This window comes from Sulfitobacter sp. NFXS29 (assembly GCF_040148765.1).
Classification (GTDB): domain Bacteria; phylum Pseudomonadota; class Alphaproteobacteria; order Rhodobacterales; family Rhodobacteraceae; genus Sulfitobacter.
Genome location: NZ_JAGDED010000017.1, coordinates 14,186 through 31,913 on the forward strand (window position 1 = coordinate 14,186; position 17,728 = coordinate 31,913).

At 53.2% G+C, this 17,728-nt stretch carries 14 protein-coding genes and 1 tRNA gene; 5 read left to right on the forward strand and 10 right to left on the reverse strand.

What is annotated here, in order from left to right:
• Window positions 1-190 precede the first annotated feature (190 nt).
• Together J3456_RS18490 and J3456_RS18495 are read left to right on the forward strand one after the other, a co-directional pair.
• Window positions 191-4,147 (forward strand): PAS domain S-box protein, encoded by a 3,957-nt coding sequence (locus tag J3456_RS18490; RefSeq protein WP_349581691.1) that lies wholly within the window; start codon window positions 191-193, stop codon window positions 4,145-4,147.
• Window positions 4,148-4,463: 316 nt separating this feature from the next.
• The gene (locus J3456_RS18495) at window positions 4,464-4,850 is read left to right on the forward strand and encodes a response regulator (protein ID WP_349581692.1); all 387 of its coding nucleotides are present in this window, start codon (window positions 4,464-4,466) and stop codon (window positions 4,848-4,850) included.
• A gap of 162 nt (window positions 4,851-5,012) precedes the next feature.
• Here J3456_RS18495 and J3456_RS18500 read toward each other — a convergent pair whose 3' ends face one another.
• From J3456_RS18500 to folE2, 5 genes are all read right to left on the reverse strand, one after another.
• On the reverse strand, window positions 5,013-6,416 hold the full coding sequence (locus J3456_RS18500; RefSeq protein ID WP_349581693.1) for a MucR family transcriptional regulator: 1,404 nt from the start codon (window positions 6,414-6,416) through the stop codon (window positions 5,013-5,015).
• A gap of 137 nt (window positions 6,417-6,553) precedes the next feature.
• Complete coding sequence (locus tag J3456_RS18505; RefSeq protein WP_349581694.1) at window positions 6,554-8,422, reverse strand: MASE1 domain-containing protein; 1,869 nt, start codon at window positions 8,420-8,422, stop codon at window positions 6,554-6,556.
• Between the two features lie 609 nt (window positions 8,423-9,031).
• On the reverse strand, window positions 9,032-9,328 hold the full coding sequence (locus tag J3456_RS18510; RefSeq protein WP_349581695.1) for a hypothetical protein: 297 nt from the start codon (window positions 9,326-9,328) through the stop codon (window positions 9,032-9,034).
• Window positions 9,329-9,842: 514 nt separating this feature from the next.
• A complete protein-coding gene (locus J3456_RS18515; RefSeq protein ID WP_349581696.1) occupies window positions 9,843-10,595 on the reverse strand; it encodes an SDR family oxidoreductase in 753 nt (250 codons plus the stop codon).
• Window positions 10,596-10,690: 95 nt separating this feature from the next.
• On the reverse strand, window positions 10,691-11,782 hold the full coding sequence (gene folE2, locus J3456_RS18520; RefSeq protein WP_349581697.1) for a GTP cyclohydrolase FolE2: 1,092 nt from the start codon (window positions 11,780-11,782) through the stop codon (window positions 10,691-10,693).
• A 244-nt stretch (window positions 11,783-12,026) separates the two neighbouring features.
• On the opposite strand from folE2, the gene J3456_RS18525 reads away from it, so the two are divergent.
• Window positions 12,027-12,716: a sulfotransferase family 2 domain-containing protein gene (locus tag J3456_RS18525; RefSeq protein WP_349581698.1), complete on the forward strand. Its 690-nt coding sequence runs from the start codon at window positions 12,027-12,029 to the stop codon at window positions 12,714-12,716.
• Between the two features lie 388 nt (window positions 12,717-13,104).
• Here the strand turns inward: J3456_RS18525 and J3456_RS18530 are convergent, their stop codons facing one another.
• From J3456_RS18530 to J3456_RS18545, 4 genes are all read right to left on the reverse strand, one after another.
• A complete protein-coding gene (locus J3456_RS18530) occupies window positions 13,105-13,401 on the reverse strand; it encodes a hypothetical protein (RefSeq protein ID WP_349581699.1) in 297 nt (98 codons plus the stop codon).
• A gap of 524 nt (window positions 13,402-13,925) precedes the next feature.
• The gene (locus tag J3456_RS18535) at window positions 13,926-14,291 is read right to left on the reverse strand and encodes a hypothetical protein (protein WP_349581701.1); all 366 of its coding nucleotides are present in this window, start codon (window positions 14,289-14,291) and stop codon (window positions 13,926-13,928) included.
• Window positions 14,284-14,919 (reverse strand): hypothetical protein, encoded by a 636-nt coding sequence (locus J3456_RS18540; RefSeq protein WP_349581702.1) that lies wholly within the window; start codon window positions 14,917-14,919, stop codon window positions 14,284-14,286. The genes J3456_RS18535 and J3456_RS18540 overlap by 8 nt, the downstream gene beginning before the upstream one ends.
• 30 nt (window positions 14,920-14,949) lie before the next feature.
• Window positions 14,950-15,039, reverse strand: a tRNA-OTHER gene (locus J3456_RS18545).
• A gap of 448 nt (window positions 15,040-15,487) precedes the next feature.
• Between J3456_RS18545 and J3456_RS18550 the strand changes: the two genes are divergently transcribed.
• Together J3456_RS18550 and J3456_RS18555 are read left to right on the forward strand one after the other, a co-directional pair.
• A complete protein-coding gene (locus tag J3456_RS18550; RefSeq protein ID WP_349581703.1) occupies window positions 15,488-15,961 on the forward strand; it encodes a putative pterin-binding protein in 474 nt (157 codons plus the stop codon).
• The gene (locus J3456_RS18555) at window positions 15,931-17,382 is read left to right on the forward strand and encodes a sensor histidine kinase (RefSeq protein WP_349581704.1); all 1,452 of its coding nucleotides are present in this window, start codon (window positions 15,931-15,933) and stop codon (window positions 17,380-17,382) included. The genes J3456_RS18550 and J3456_RS18555 overlap by 31 nt, the downstream gene beginning before the upstream one ends.
• Before the next feature lie 107 nt (window positions 17,383-17,489).
• On the opposite strand, the gene J3456_RS18560 is transcribed toward J3456_RS18555, so the two are convergent.
• A complete protein-coding gene (locus J3456_RS18560; RefSeq protein ID WP_349581705.1) occupies window positions 17,490-17,690 on the reverse strand; it encodes a hypothetical protein in 201 nt (66 codons plus the stop codon).
• Between the last annotated feature and the right edge of the window lie 38 nt (window positions 17,691-17,728).

The window sequence follows — 17,728 nt, forward strand, 5'->3', positions numbered from 1 at the left end:
TTGTTCGGTCTAAGGTAGAGCAGAATAACAAACCGTGATCCCATCAGTCCTTGGCGACAGGCTACCAACCATGGTCTAAAAGCGAGAAAGTGAGACAACCGCTCCCTCGCAGGCACCTGCAACGCGTAACTTGCTTCGCCCTATATCTTGCCTCACGGATGGGGCAAACTCAGCCTTCTTGAGGAACTGAATGACTAAGCTCCCGATCCTAACTCCCGAGGCAGCGGATGCCTATGAGCACCTCCAACATCCCATTTGGGTGTTCTCAATCAACACCCTTCAGATTTTAAGAGCAAATTCGGCCGCTCAAAAATGGGTGGGGTATGAGGCGCAAACTCTACACGCGATGGCCATCACTGATCTGTTGCCAAAAGTCGATCGCGACAAAATCTATGATAGGGTCCGCCAATTTGATGGAACGAATTCCTTCGCAGGTGTCTGGCAGATTGAAGCAAAAAATGGAGACCGATACGATGCTGCACTCAATTGGAAAAAAGTAATTTTTGATGGTACGCAGGCGATCGTCGCCAGCATTTCTGATATCAAAGAGATCGGCAAAATTCGAGCGCAAGATAACAACTTTGCACGCGAAAGCGCGACATTGGGGTCACAAGTCCATTTGTCTTTTGAACATCTCTCACTTCTTATCGATAGCCTTCCCGGAAAGATACTGATCCTAACGCCCAGTGACTATAAGATCGTTGCGGTCAGCGACGAATATGCACAAGCAGTCATGCTCAAGCGCGCCGCCATTTTGGGTCGATGCATGTTTGACCTTTTTGCTGATGACCCATCCGAACCTGAAGCGGATGGGGTGCAGAATCTCCGCGCTTCTTTACAGCGCGTTCAAACGCTCCGTTTGAGTGACGTTATGGCCTTACAGCGCTATCCGGTGCGGCATTTCGAGAGGGGGTTCCAAGAGCGCTTCTGGCTCCTTCGGAATAAGCCGGTGCTCGATCCCGCGGGGAACATCATTTACATCGTCCATCGCGCTGAAGATCTTACTAATATATTGGGTAAGGTGGATCCGGACCTTCAACCCTCCCTTTCAGCTGAACCGTCAAACGTTTTGCAATTGACTGATGCGCGCGCTGCACTGTTAGCCCTTCAAGAGCGCAATAAGCGCCTCAAGACTGCCGAGATGCTTCTGCATTTGGGTTCATGGGAATTTGATTTCGAACGAGATAAATTCAATTGGTCAGACCGGGTGTTAGACATCTACGGGCAGGATCAGGAACCGAATAATTTCGACGAATACCTTTCATTGGCACTTCCAGAAGAGCGTAAACAGCTGGCCTTGCAACTCTCCGAGTTTATTGAGACCGGTGCCCCCTCAATCGAGTTCCAGCACCACGTTATCCGGACCGACGGTGAAATTTCATACATCCGCGGTGTAGGGGCACGACATCTGGTTGAAGGGCGAGAAATCCTGATCGGAAACGTACAGGACATCACTTCCATCAAATCGAATGAAGAAAAGCTGAAGCGCCAGGCCCGACGACGGCAGCTAGCAGGCCATCTTGCCCAACTAGGAAGCTGGCACCTCGATCTCGTTACCAAGCAAATCAGTTGGTGTGAAGAAACCGCTGCGATCCATGACGAGCCCGAAGGTATGTCACCCCCGACATTTGAGGAGGCAGTGGCTTATTACCTACCAGAGTATCGAAAGCGCATTCATGCACGGTTTGAGGCCTGTATCAACGAAGGACAACCATTTGATGAAATTCTTCAGCTCGAAACCGCCAAGAGAAGGCGCGTTTGGGTGCGCGCATTGGGTGAACCCAAACACAATCTGAAAGGGGAAATTGTCGCTGTTGAGGGTGCGCTTCAGGATGTAACGGAACTGGTCGAGGTGCGAGAGAAGGCAGAGGCAATCTCCGCGCAACTAACGCAGACACTTGAAGGCATGAGCGATGCATTCTTCCTGCTGGATCACCACTGGCGGTTTTCTTTCATCAACATCCAAGCAGAAAAACTTTTACGACGTGGAAAAGATGACCTGATAGGTAAGGTTGTCTGGCAGGAGTTCCCAGCAGCGGTCGGTAGCGCCTTCCAAAAAGAATACGAGTATGCCGTTGAAACAGGCAAACCCGTTCGGTTCCAAGAGTTTTTTCCACCGCTCGAGATTTGGCTCGAGGTGAGCGCTGAGCCAACTTTAAATGGATTGGCCGTCTATTTCCGCGACATCACCCAACAGCGCCTCCGCGACGAACAACTACGTCTTCTAGACGCTGCGGTTTCACGCCAGAACGACATCTTGTTGATTACTGAAGCCGAGCCCATCACCGGACCTGATGGGCCGCGGATCGTTTATGTCAACGATGCCTTTCAACGGATTACCGGCTTCTCCCGCGCAGATGTCATCGGCAAAACGCCACGGATATTGCAGGGGCCTAAAACACAGCAACAAGAGCTAGTTCGCATTCGTAAAGCGTTAGAAACTTGGCAACCCGTACGCGCTGAGCTGATCAATTACACAAAATCGGGCGAGGAGTTTTGGCTGGAATTGGACATCGTGCCCCTGGCTGATGAGACGGGTTGGTTTACCCATTGGGTATCCATCGAGCGCGACATTAGCGAGCGCAAAAATGCTGAGTTGGCTCTTAGGTTGAATGAAGAACGGTTTTCATTGGTGACCAAAGCAGCAGGCAGCGCCATTTGGGAATGGGATACGGCAACCAATGAACAATGGTGGAGCGAAGGTCTGCGCTACATCTTCGGGCATATACCGGATAACATGTGGTCAGCGCCTGCACCTACCGTCTGGACATCGCATGTGCATCCGGAAGATGGCCTGCGTGTTACCGAGGCTTTTGAACGAATGAGGGCGGGCGAAACCAGTTCGGTGCGAGAACAATATCGCTTCAAGCGGGCTGACGGCAGCTGGGCATTCGTTGAAGATAAGGCCTTTGCGCAACGCGGTACAGATGGCAGTGTCATGCGCATTTTGGGATCGATGACTGACATTACCGAACAGAAGCAGCTCGAGGAGCGGCTCCTTCAAAGCCAAAAAATGGAAACGGTGGGCCAATTAACCGGCGGCATTGCCCATGACTTCAATAACTTATTGATGGTCATATTGGGCAATTCCGAAGTCCTGGAAAACGAACTCGTTGAACAACCGCATCTGCAGCGTCTTGCAAAGATGTCCCTCAACGCCGCCGAACGGGGGGCTGAACTCACCAAACGACTGCTTGCATTTTCACGCAAACAGGCTTTGAAGCCTCAAGTTCTCAATGCTGCGCAACTTATTCAAGGCATGGAAGATATTCTACGGCGCACGCTCCCTGAAAGCATTAACATTGAGTTTGTCCGCTCCGGCGGTTTGTGGATGGTGGAAGTCGATGCCGCGCAACTGGAATCAGCACTTCTTAATTTGGCTGTTAATGCACGCGATGCGATGCTCCAAGGTGGGTTCCTGACAATTGAAGTTGCCAATGTCATGCTAGATGATGACTACGTGGCCGCGGAAACAGATGTTCCGCCGGGACAATATGTAATGATCTCTGTTACCGATACAGGTTATGGCATTTCACAAGAAAACATAAGCCGGGTTTTCGAGCCTTTCTTCACAACGAAGGAGGTTGGAAAAGGATCGGGACTGGGATTGAGTATGGTCTTTGGATTCGTAAAGCAATCCAAGGGCCATATCCGGGTCTACTCAGAGCCGGATCAAGGAACGTCGATCAAGATGTATTTCCCACGCACGCGAACGGAAGAACAGCACATTGTGACATCGCGCGCTAGATCTAAACTTACCGGTGGCGCCGAGACCATTTTGGTCGTTGAAGATGACGGTGCTGTACGAGAGCATGTGGTCGCACAACTCATCGCTCTAGGCTATCAAGTACTGGAAGCATCAGCAGGCGCCGAGGCCATTGAGACCCTGAAGCAAACGCCGTCGATAGATTTGCTCTTCACTGACGTTGTCATGCCTGGGGGCATGGGGGGGAAAGAGCTGGCGGATTTGGCGCGCCAACTGCGGCCAAACCTAAAGGTTCTCTACACATCTGGATACACTGAAAACTCTATCGTACACCACGGCAAATTAGACCCTGGTGTGAAGTTGCTGAACAAGCCCTACCGGCGCGAGCAACTTGCGGTAAAAGTGCGTGAAATCTTGGAAGAGGGCAGCCAGGAGGCTTAATTTTTTCCAGCGATACGCGCGCACCCAGGCTAAGGCACCGACTCCTGCGGCCACCATCTCATACCAAAGGTAACGCTTAAAAAAACCGCTTCCGAACACAATTTTGACGAAAAGAAAGAGTGGGTTAGGCCTACCACCGCCTGACCGTACTATAGATAACCCAAAGAGTAGCACGTTAGTTTGTTCGAGCTGTTGTACTCGCGCTGGCGGCGAAAAGCCGAATAAGCTATGGGTTACCATATTGCCGTTTTCCGTGGTACCGAAGGTAGATGAAACAATGCAAATGGATGTTTAACTTAAAAGGTAACCCGATAAGATGCAGAAAGCTCTCTTGATCGAGGATGAGGAAGACGTGCGAGAAACCATACGTAGTATGCTGTTTTCGGCGGGTTTCGAAGTGACCGAGGCAAAGGATGGACGCGAGGGGGTGGCGAAATTTCGCTTAACGAATCCAGATGTCATCATCACTGATATTTTAATGCCGGGCAGAGAAGGCATCGAAACTATCATGGAGATTCGGAGAGAGAACACTGAGGTCCCCATTGTCGCAATATCGGGTGGCGGACAATATTTGAACGACCTGTTGGATAATATGCTTCAAAGCGCTGAGCTTCTAGGGGCGACCCGGTCAATATCTAAGCCGTTTCGGCGCAAGGAATTTCTGAAAGTTGTCACTGAGGCCGTTAATATCAATAGTCGTTAACTGCACATGGTTGCGCTAAGGATCCGAAGCACCTAGGCAATCCGCCTGCCCCTTAGGTTTTGGCATCTCTAGCATGCCAGCCTCGTGAAGCCGCTGGACAAAATAGAAGGGGGAACCAAATAGCTGCCCCCCCCCTTCTCATATTCCCATTTTGCAAACGCCCTACTTTCTTCGCGCGGTGTCTCGCTTGAACTCGTAGGCCGGGCTGGCCAATGAGAATGTGTCAGGCAGTTTCCACTTTTTCCGATATGCTTCGGGGGAAAGATTATGCTCCAGCATGAGGTGGCGCCGCAAAAGACTCATCTCTTCACCACATTCCAAACAGGTAATCAGTCGGCCTTTTGAGCCAGGCTCTGAGGGAGGTGATTTCTGGTTCGTATGTGGCGCAGCTTGTAGCCTGATTTCATATTGCGAACCGACCCCCAGCTTACCAGATATTTTCAGGCTTCCACCTATGGATGCCAATCTCAATTGGACAGGTATGAGGGAAGAGATTGAAGTTTCTTCGAAACTTCCTTCCTGCACCTTCAATCCTTTAGTCAACAAATCTATGTTGTGCTTTAGAGCGATCCCCAAGCCTGTGTCTCTTACTTTTATCAGCAAGTTCGAGGAAGCATCACTTTCCAGCTCGATGCTAACAGCGCCCTCCGTATTGGCGGCCACCGCACTGGATACAAGGTGATTTATGACTTCCGCCAGGCAGGCGCTGTCCACAGCAGGGCTGGGACCCGCCTCAAGTCGATCCTCTACGGTTAAAGTAATGCCCTTTGAAACCGCGTGAGGTCGATGGGGGAGCACGGCATTCCTAACTCGCCTTAGCAAGTCCGACTTCTCACTTTGACTGCTGGCGCCCTTTTCGTCGCGCTCATACACCCGAATAAGGCCATCCGTGATAGCCAAAAGCTGTGTTGAGCTGCGTGCAATAGTTCCAACAAGAGCCCCCGATGGGCCTTCGAGTTTTAGATCATTGAGCACGCGTGAGGCTTCAGAGATCAGCTTTAGAGGGGTCCGAAACTCATAGTTTGCAGTTTCCCAGAAATCCTTGGCCGCCGGCTTTGCATTAGTCCGTCCAATCTTTGACGTGTCGACCGAACTACCGGAATAGGATATCAAATTGCCATCAACCTGCTTGCCAATGTGCGTTAGCACCTGCATATCTTCGTCCGTCCAAGCGCACGGCGAGAAACTTATACAAGACAAAGCTCCCAATATGTGGCCGTCGCGTGTATTGTGTATCGGCACTGAGATACAGCTCATCACCCCACCCTGTTTCACCGCAAGGGCTTGGTTGAGTATCGGATTATCGCGCGCGTCGGAAACCGCCCAAAGCCGCTTATTGGCCACAACATGCTCAGCGATATCACTGGCCATTTGAGCGACCCGCGCATCACCCGAACAATCAATGGTATCTTTCTCGGAACTTACTTGATGCACCTCCCCCCTGGGACCAAACCAAGAAATTATCGCAATAGGGGTATTTAATGCCCGCCGAGCCACGCGGGCGGAACTTTCGAGGCTATCCTCTATAGGTTCCGGACTTACTTTATTGATCAAAGGGAAAGCCATATGTGAACACTCATTCCGGAGGTGGATGAGACTCTTCGCTTATAGAGTATTTGCTCTGCGCCCAACCTCAATCTTGTTAGAGAAGAGCGCTCAAACTTACCATGACCCTCAATTGCCTGGTCGCAGCCAAACCCGCTTTAGTCATCGCAAAGCGATGAGAGTGGGCAACTCACTGTCCAGACCAATCCGGTCGGGGCGTAGGCGAGCTTGACATCTGCTGAAAGCGATGAGGCCGTCAGCTTGTCGATCACCGTTGTTCCGAACCCGTGAGACGTAGGCGCTGATACCGCGGGGCCATCTTGTTCGCGCCAAGACATAGAAAATTCGCCTTGCTCAATCGACCAGCCGATGGCAACGCGGCCGATATCATTGCTTAGGCTTCCGTACTTGGCAGCATTTGTGGCCAGTTCATGAATCGCCATGCCGATCGCCTGCGCTGCATGCGCGCTAACTTTGACTGGGGGACCCGCCACCGTTACGCGCTCACTGATTGCTTCAAAATGCTCAAGTTGGCCCCGCACCAGTGCGTCCAACTCAATCTTCTGCCATCCGTTGTTCACCAGAATATCTTGGTTGGCCGCAAGAGCCTGTAGCCGTTCACCAAATGCCTCAATGAAGTTCTCCGGGGACCGCCGGGCTGTTTGGCGCGCGATCACCTTAACGACAGAAAGCAGGTTCTTGCCACGGTGGTTCACCTCACGCATCAGCATTTGGCGGTTTTCGTCGAGTTCTTTTCGGTCCGTAATGTCTTGGATGATTTTGATGAGGTAGGAGAGCCCTCCCTCAGGGTCGCGCACACAGCTCACCGTGGTATGGCCCCATACCAAGCCGCCATCTTTGCAAAGATAGCGCTTTTCCAGATCGTACTCATCCGCTGCACCGGATTTGAGCGCCTCAAGTGCTGTCCTTCCTCGAGGGGTATCCTCTGGATGCGTAAAATCATCAAGCAAGCGGCCCTCCACTTCTTCAGCGCTGTAGCCAAGCATTTCTGCCAGGCGGTCATTGACGCGCATTAAAGTGCCTTCTCCACTCACAATGCTGATCCCGACGCCCGCGTTCTTGAACGTGGCTTCAAAGCGCCTCTGAGATGTCTCAATGTCTCTTGTTCGGTCTTTAACCCGCGCTTCCAGTTCAGCATTGATCTGAGCTAAGTCCAACAACGCCTGCTTTTGTTGGCGCACAATTGCCGCGACAATCAATCCAATGGAAGCCGCGGTCAGGATCAGGATCTGCATCCTGTTGTGCATAAGGGCGATGCTCAATGTGGGGCTATCCGCGGCACCAAGAATATGCCCATGCGCCCCGATTACGAATGTTAGCCCCGCCACCGCGAGCGCCGCGCCGCGGAACTCAAATCGCAATGCAGCCCAGAGAACCGGCAGCGGCAACAGATATGTGTAATAAGACCCTGTCGCCAAATCCCAGGCGGTGATGCCCACCAGCAAACCTGCAATGACAAGACTTTCTAACAACGTGCCCCCTTGGAGCCTCATGCCATCACGCCATGCATTTACAACCGTGATTGTTATTGGGGTGGCGATCAAAGTGCCGGTTGCATCCCCTAACCACCAAAGAGGCCAGGTGGCCGCAAAGGAGTTTTTGCCTTCTAATGCAACAAAGGCACTGCCAATGGTCGCACTGATCATAGGGGCTATCAGAACGCCAATGACCAACAGCCCCAGAACCTGGGACAGCTTGGTCAACCGCCGGATGGGGGCGTCAAAAAGCGGGGCGAGAATGTAGCCTGCCGCAAATATTGCAGCCGCGTTAGCGACTATATACCCAAAGGCGGCAATGACGGTGCTGTTGTACCACAGGAAGTTCCCAATGATCTCTCCGAAGACCCCAAGCGCAATCCACCATGGCCAAGTTTCTCTGCGGTGCATCAGTAACGCCGCGATGATCACCCCATTAGGCGGCCAAACAGTAACGGGATCACCGGGCACAATCGTCATCCAACGACCAAAAGCAGCCGCCGACAAATAAATTGCAAAAAACAACAGCAAGGTGGAAACACTGGGTAAGCGCGCGCGCCCTCCAGTAGCCTTATTAGGGCTCCGCGCCAATCCAGCATTCGAAGTCGCCAAAGCCTCTGGCGACGGCGTTCGTGTAAAGAAGGTCCCCCTCACATGCTCCCCCCTTGAACAGGCTTCTGAAAATACACTTTCATATTCTTGCATATTTGCAAAAGTGTTTTTGGGACCCGTGTGCGCTACCCATCCGTGATGCGGCAGCCCTATTCTTACCCAGTATGGTTTTGTCTGCCTTGGGACGAGCACCAGAACCTTGGTGCCAAACAAACTTCAAGGTTCACTCAAAAACGCCGTCAGGTTTTGTGCAGCATGCAGGATCCGAATAATCTCGATTGCCATGCTTCAATTCTAATTGGTGGTGATATCGACGCAATCCAAGCGCTCAACTCCCCACGGCTTCACTATCTTGCGACTGGCGCGCTTCCATTATCTCTTTCGTGACAAAAATCGCGCAAACCTCCCCTATATGAGGGTTATTGCCCCCCTAGATGATCAATATATCTCGCGTTGTGAATTTGTTATGAAGATGAAAAGCCCGACAGCGGGTGCTGCCGGGCCTTCATGACTTGCGGATCGTTTAGATTAGCGGCTGTCGCTGCCAGCACCATAACCGCCATAGATATACCCCTCACCGGGGCTGCGGAGGTCGCTGCGCGAGCTTAGGAAAGTGTCCTCCATCTTATCGCTATTCGCCGTGTTCAACGTCAGATCGTTCGCACGGGTCGACAGGTTGGGGTTCATGGCACGCTCACCGTCGGAGTATACTTTGCCCGCATTCATCGACGTGTCGAGGAAGAGGTCATTATAGTAAGTCGAATTGGACGCGAATGCGGTGGTGGAGATCAGGGCAGCGGCGGCGGTTGTCAGAAAAAGTTTCATAATCTGTTCCTTTGGCTCTCATTGAGTTGTGTCGCATCAGTGCGATGTCTTCGTTGTGGTAAAGACACGGCGCCGCACTGAGAGAAGTTTCGCACCGCCCTGGCTTGGCGTTATGGAGCTAGGAAATGATCTCTGCTGATGTTGCCTTCTTGCTAGAAAGTATATTTATTATAGATAGTTACGAAATATTTCAGCGGCATCACAGTGCTGTGTGAGATGCTTCCACTCAGTCCAAATACTTTCTGCACACGGCTTGCTCCGAAGATGTAGATATCAATCTCACAGAACACGCCAAAGGGGGGGGGCGTGTGACGGCCCAATCAAGGCTATTTAGGCCCATAAATGAGGTTAATTTCTGGCGCTAGGAGCGCGCGAGCTGAAACCGCAGCAAAGATTGCGGGGGGGGGGGGGTGAGAGAGGGACCACGCTACTTAAACGGCACGCCTGAACAGCTTGAGCGACCGGATTTTTAAAAGATGAAGAACGCACCGCAGTCAATTGTTTTGGCTGGTATTTACCATTTCAGGTGCTCGCCACCATCAGGGCAAATCAGTTGCCCGGTGACTGCAGGTGCATCCAGAAAATAGCCCAAAGCCGCGGTGATATCTTCAAGGTTTACCCCCCGCTCCAAAACTGTGTCCCGGCGCTCTTGGGCAAAGACTTCTTCAGACTGATGTTGTCCTTGCAAGGTCGGTCCGGGGCCTATGCCGTTCACCCGAATTGCCGGTGCCAGCGCTTGGGCGGTCGTGCGTGTCATGGCCCACAGGCCCATCTTGGCAATGGTATAACTCATGAACTCTGGGGTCGGGCTGTGCACGCGTTGGTCGATCATATTCACAATCAGCCCAGTGGCACACGGCTCGCCGCGCTCATCTGACGTGGCTTGCAGCCCCTGCCTTGCCATGGCTTGCGTCAGCACAAAAGGCGCGCGCAGATTGCTGCCAATATGGCGCTCCCAGCTTTCAGGGGTGGCCGTGTGGATATCGTCCGCCTCAAATATTGAAGCGTTATTGATCAAACAGGTGATCGGGCCACCAAGTGCTGCCGCCGCGCGGGACAGCAGAGCCTGTGTCTCCGCCTCGTCGAGCAGGTCGGCTTGCAATAGAGAGGCCCGCTGCCCCTGCGCCGCGATGTCAGCGGCTGTTTCTTCTGCTGCCGTCCGCGAGGTGGCAAAATGCACGGCCACATCAAACCCTCGCTCCGCAAGGTAGAGCGCCATAGCGCGCCCAAGGCGCTTTCCGGCGCCCGTCACCAGAGCTCGACGCATGACGCCTCTCCTCAGATCATAATTACACTTGGATAAAGCACATAACGCTCGCGCAGCACCAGACCCCCAAAGAAAGGCAGAGCGACCAAGGACACTCAGCCGACGTGAAAGAGCGTGTTGAACAGCTTCGGGTCGAAGCTCTGCGCAGCAAAGGTATCGCCTTGGGTCAGCACGCTAATGGCATCATGGCTGTGCAGGCTTTCTTGATGGCTCGCCACGATGCGAAAATCCCCTACCCGCGTATCCGCAAGAAGTTGTTCGCAAAAGAGCCGCGCCGCATCCTCGACGAAGATCGGGTTGGCAGCGTTCAGCTCGGCAAAAGCCTGTTCGTCTTCGCGTTTGACCATCACTTGGGTCTCTGTCGGCACCGCGCGGCGGCACAGGTCAATCAGGTCTTCAAACCAGAGGCACTCCCTTGCATCGAGGTCCTCCACCGAAATCCTCGCAACCGAGCGCTGTGAATGCGGCGTGGCCAACTGCCCTCGAGTTGCGCGGGCATGTTCGCTCAGCTCCAGCGAACAAGGACAGGTACTAGAGTAGACATAGTCGAGATGGACTATTTTTTTGCGTCTTCCCTCCTGCTCCACAAGTTCGAGCGCGAGGTCGTAATATTGGTAGCCGGTCAGCCCCGAGCGCAGACTGGCGATCTTCATTGGGAAAGAAAACCGCATCTGGATCCGCGCATCGAGGCTTTCCAGATCGGCCTTATAGTCATCCAGCGCGGCTTCGATCACATCAAAGCTGAAGGTGGCCTCGGCATGGCGGTAGAAGCTGCGCATGATACGGGACATATTGATCCCCTTCTTCTCGGCATCAAGCGAGACCGATCCGGTGACGGAGGTTTCAAGCTGCAAATCACCGCCACCACGGCTGTGGTAGCGGATCGGCAGGCGGAAGTTAGAAATGCCCACATGCTGGATCAACTGCTGCGCGCCGCGGATCAGGCTGGAAGGGCCGTTTTGCAGATCAGGCAGCGTGGCTTTGTAATTGGCACCCACGGTAAAATCCGTTGGATAGATGCGGTTGAAAGCAGGGTATCCAGTACCGTTCACCATCTGCGCAACCGCAGGGTCGAGCGCGGCGATCTCGGCCTGAGTGGCCTTCTGGCCCCACGCGTGCAGGATGGCGAGCGCAGCCTTGGCCGCATCCCGATCCGGTGTATCTAACACCTCTGTCTCAATAGTCATATGCGCGCCCCTTTGATCTGTCGGCCGCACGCTAAAGTGGTTTAACCGGCAACACCATGGCACAGCGCAACAAGACGACGTCTTGGGTGTCCTCCTTCATCGGGTGGCTCAGATTAAGAGCCCTAGCGCGTGGCAGTGTTTGCAGAACACGCCTGAGACAGCCAATGCGAGCTCCCAGCCTGAATTGACTTGCCAAGCGTTTCTCACCTAGATGCACAATCTATGGTAATATCCGAGGCGACAGGTGCCCCTTTCAAAAATCAACGGTAAGCTTCTGCATTTTGTCCATATTCCTAAGACGGGTGGATCGTGCATCACAAGCTATCTCCGGGCCAAGGGGCCTCTGGCTCTTTACAGCCGTGAGCCGGTAGAATGGTCAAAAACCACGCCCCAGCATATGGAAGCAGCAACGCAGCGCATGATCTTACCCGACGGATTTTGCGATCATCGGTTCTGTATTCTGCGCGATCCGTTTGAGCGTTTGCTCAGCGAGTATCGCTACCGTGCGACCCGAAAAAATCCCGCCGACGCGCTGCCTAAGCACGTGGGGCCCGGCGACACCCTGACCGTGGAGCTTGATTGGGGGGAAGAGTTTTGCGGTACGTTTGATGCATGGGTTGCAAAGGTTTTTACAGATCAAATTGCCGATCCCTATCTGTCGGACAATCACATCCGACCTCAGGCGGAGTTTACCGGGCCCGACGTAAAGATGTTCCTCTTTGAGGAAGGCCTCGAGCAGGTGTTTCGTTGGATTGACCATGTCACTCAAACCGACCGAGCCATCGTGCCTCTCGACCGCAACAGCAGCGTGAAGTTCTCCATACAAATGCTTGAACAAACTCGAAAATCAATCGAAACCTTCTACCGAGAAGACCTGCGACTGATCCAAGAAATCAAAGCAGCGAGGAGAACCGCGTTGCACGTACCGTACTGAAGCTGAGGACACCAACGCCCCCTTACAGGTTGTCATAGTGGTGGAATGTTAGCCAGTGGCGTGCGCCATCTCCCTGCGCGATCTAAAACACGCGTCACCCATTATTGTCGCAGCACAGAAAATGAAACAGGGCGCTTCCCACCTTACGAACGTGATTACGTGAATTCTTTCGCTTCGACCAATACACCAAACTTAGAGATGCCATAAAATAGGGCCGCCCGAGGGCGGCCCTGTGATCCAACGTCCACTTGATTATCTCGCTCACGCGTTGACCTGTGAAAAGGCGGGGAGACGCTGTTGCAGCTGGTCCATCATCTCACGAAGCAGTATAGCAGAAAAGAGATCCGCTTCCAAAGCCTTGGTGAGCAATTCTTGGAATTGAGCGATCTTACCGGCTGTCGTTGCCGGGACCGTAGCCACCGTAGATGTAGCCTTCACCTGGGCTGCGCTCTGCAGAGCGGGTGCTCATGACTGTGTCTGCATCGAAGTTGTTATCGGCCGTGCTGAACGTGATATCATTTGCTTTAGTCGACTCGAGGGGCGCCAGCATGCGGGTCTCATCACCGTAGGTCTTCTCGGCGCCAATCGCGGTGTCGAGGAAGAGGTCCTGACGATACGTCGAGGTATCAGCCAGGGCGGCAGTGGAAATCAGGGCGGCGGCGGCAGTTGTCATAACCAGTTTCATACTGTGATCCTTTGATCTTACGACTATCGCGGGATTGCGACATCATCGTTGCTGGGGAAGTAACGGGCCCGGAACGATCAAAGTTTCCGCAGTGCAGCGCACACAGGTTGTGCATAATCGAACAACTTGATTGAACGCCATGGAAGGGTCTTCAGGCCTTCTTTTGTCGATAATCTTAAACCGATGCTTCCATGCAGAAATCATGCGTAAACACCCGTATTGATGTAATCGATGACTTGGTGGGCCTTACCTGTTTCTACGCGCGGCCTAATCCTATGAAGTAGATCATCTGCATCCATAACTGATGATGCCAGACCTCGACCAGCAATACATCGAAGTAGGCGCTTTGCGCGGATGCCGCGTAACTTGAGGCCAGCCTGTGCCGCATTTGCAGACTGCGCGACGTTCGAACTCATGCTGCGTGATGCCGTCCGGCATATCGCTTGGCAGGCGCGTCACGAGGTGCCCGCAGTCCCAGCATTTGACTTCCACATGAGTGATGCCCGGCAGAAACAGCTCGTCAGTCATCGAAGCGCGACGAGCTGCTTGATTTCTTCATCTGAGCAGCCCACTTCAGCGAGCCGAGCATACAAAGCAGGCCGCGCTGCCGCTCTCGGCTCCTCCGAAAAAGCAGCGGTGTTATATTGAAATTTCATGCTACGCATAGGCTGCGTTCGGTCAGCACGGAACTCTCCATAAAGCGCTTGTAGGATAGCGAGAAACCTCTCCGCATAGGCGCTAAAAGTAGCCTTGTCTTCCACATGAGCGAGGATGCGAGGGTTGATGCCCTCTAGGTCGACATAGACCCAACCCGCAGGCGTCGGATCAGTCAGCAGGATGAGCTTGATGTCAGCGCGCATTGCCGCGTGGCGGTCGGACATCTCAGACATCATCAAGCTCCTCGAACACATCAGTCACGTAATAATACTCTCGGCCATCAATGACAGGCCGTTGGCGCGCCACCTGCACATCAACGCGCGCACGCAGGGGGGCTGACAACCGTTTTGGATCTACATATGAGCCTGCCCTGTAGCAGTCTCGGAGGTACATCCGCTCATCTTCGGGCAGATCAGATAACATCAGGCGCAGGCGGAACCCGCAGTCCAGCAGCGCTTTGTTGAAATCGCGATAATTGTCTACGCCGATGCCAGCCATGGCGACATCCCGCGTCACGCGGCTCTCGCTGTATGCCCTTAAAAACTCCGCAGAGGTGATCAGCTTGGGATGCAACTTGCTGGCGTAGTCTTGCAATACCGCGTGATCCGAGTGATCTGGCGATACGGTATATACGTCATGCCCCCCGACCAGCTCGACATGAATACTAAGCTGTCGCAGCAGGCGCACTGCATCAGCCCTGATCGCCCTGCGGGTCACTGCATCCTCACATCCATAGACGTCGATATGCGCAATTTCATCTGGGCGGACGTAATGCACTTGAGCGACAAGCTCGATGGTCAGGTCAGGATATTGCGGGGCAATCGTGTCTTGCACGGCTGCTAATGCGATCGCTTGTGTCATGCCTACCTCCCAAGGAGATCATATGAGGGATGGTAGGAGTGGAGAGATTTGAACTCTCGCGCCGACAGTCATCTACTGCCCTTAGGGTGTATAAAGCCCGTTGCCCACCAAAGCACTCCCCCGATTATATCTGGCTGAATCAGCTAGATATTCGGGGGTAGGGAATGTGGTTGGTGCGCAGATGGGAGCTCATGCTCACAGAGTGCCGCAAAGCAAGACGGCTGGCAAGAGCGGCCGCAGGTATCCCAAGTTACTTGAAGTTACTTGGACTTACCTGAAGTTACTTGAGGTTACTTGGCTACTGGGCCTCGCCCCCCTACCGACTGTCCTTCACGCCGAGATTGAACGCCCTTTTGCGCTGTTTCAGCACAACACTTACTATAGCCCACCCCCATAGCTCATTGCGGTCCACGACTGCGCCGCAGGGTACCCCCGCCGGGGGCATTCAAAGCCTTAGTATAGCGCTGCAAAGCGGCATCAATTTTTGCAGAAGCCTCAAAATTGCCACCAAGATCTGGTCGTTTTCGAACCGACATGCGAGAGCAACAAAGACTATCAAGGAACTGTTATGCGACTTAAGAATTTCCTGAACGCCATCTTAGCGGCTGCCCTGCTCACCCTGCCTACTATCGGGGCCGCGCAAACAATCCTTACGGTTTCGACCCCTGAGCAATCCGCAACCTATACGCTGGAAGAGCTGCTCGCGCTGCCTCAGACCACCGTTGTGACCACAAACGACTATGTGGATACCGCCACAACGTTCCAAGGGCCGCGTCTGCGCGCTGTGCTGGAACCCCTGAATGTCGGGCCTGATGCGACCCTGAAGATGGTCGCACTCAATGATTTTAGCTCAAGTGTGCCGGCCGTAGATGCCTTCGATTACGACGTCATTCTGGCAGTGTTACGTGATGGTGAGCCGATGTCGGTGCGGGATAAAGGACCTATATGGGTCATTTATCCAATGGACGACCATGCGGAGCTTCGAAACGACTCCTTTAATGGCAGACTGGTATGGCAGCTCAAAACCATAGCTATCAAGTGAACGGTAAAAGCAGGATCATTCGCGCGGTACTCCTCGTCGTTTTTGTCGGTGCCGTGCTCTTTGGTATCGGGGTCGTCTATAAGCTGAGCGATAGGGTCGACAATATCCAGACCGCGGAGCAAAGCGATCCCCTTTGGGTCGGCTCGCAGCTTCAGTTCGAAGTGCTCAGGCTTGAGAAAGAACTCAGCGAAGTCGTGCTCGGCCTTAGACCCCCAACGGATGTGGCTTTGCGCTTTAACATTGCCTGGAGCCGGATCACGATCCTTCAGGAAGGTAAGCTTGCACGGCTCCTCACGAGCTTTGGCATAGATCAAACAGTGCTTTCTGACCTTGAGAAGACCTTCCAGACCGTTGAGCCCGATATCGCTGAGTTCGTATCACAAGAGCTGACAAGTGACGAGGAACGCCAAAAAGCTGCAAAGATTCTTGCAGAACTGGAAGGCTACGACATTGCTTTACGCAATCTGTTGGTGGCCCTTGCCCAGGCCAAAAACAGCACCTTATCAGAGTTCCGAACTGGCTTGCTGTCATTATCACATGTCATTGCCTATCTCGGCACGACGCTTTTGATCCTCTTCGGCATCTTCATTTCCCTGCTTCTGCTCGAACTTCGCGCAGCAAAGAAAAGGGAAAGGGAAATGTGCATCCTGGCTGAAAAAGCAACCTCAGCAGCGCGCCTAAAAATGAACTTCATGAGTGTGGTCAGCCACGAGTTGCGCACGCCGCTCACCTCGCTCCTAGGCGGGTTGTCTTTGCTGAAAGCCAGGATCGGCAGCACACTGAAAGACCCAGCCGCCCTGAAGCTGCTCGATGTCGCTGACCGCAACGGAAATCGGCTCCTGACACTCGTCAACGATATTTTGGATGCTCAGGCCTTAAGCGAAGGAAAAGTCTCCGTAAAGCGCGAGACGGTGGACCTCAATGAAGTGGTTAAATCTGCGGTGGAGAATTGCCAAAGCTACGCAGAGAAACTTGGAGTAAGCTACGCTGTCCACACCCCCCAGGAGTCCGTGATCGCCCTCACCGACAGCGCACGGGTGACGCAAATCTTGAACAACCTTATCTCCAATGCCGCCAAATTCACTTCCGCCGGGGATGTGGTTGAAGTTAGCTTGACGCGGATCAGCGATAGAGCGCGGATCGAGGTTACCGACCACGGGATCGGCATCCCCGCAGACCTGCAGCCCGATATTTTTACCCCCTTTCATCAGATTAACCCTGGCACCACGGGCGCAAACAAAAGCAGTGGCTTGGGCCTGAGCATCACCAAACAGTTGATAGACCTGCTCGGCGGAAAGGTGGGGTTTACCTCCGTCGAAGGAGACGGATCGGTGTTCTGGATTGAACTCGACCTGCTCTCGCAATCTCGAGAGACCTCGAGCTCAAAATCTACCCCCTGTACAGCTTACACCCGAGTTTAAAGCAATACCGCGCATTGCGGCAGCCACTAAGCTTTGCGCGATATGTGGGGGTTTTCCCCTTCTTAAGAGAGCAGATGTACGCACCCCCAAGGGCTATTAAACTCAGTTTAATGCCTCATGGCGCTAAGCTCAAAGGGGCATAGTGCCACCTTTGCATAAGCATCCTGAATAAGCTGGGAAATCATCGGGTCGATGTCGCCATATTCTTTCATCAGCTTGCTGACCTCGGCATAGGTTAAGTCGCTAAACTTGCGTGCGTTCAGCTGGTTATACCCTTCTACGAAGTCATCCACACTGTATCCGGCCATTCTTTAATCCTCCCCAGGACTTTAGCAGCTAAGTATCT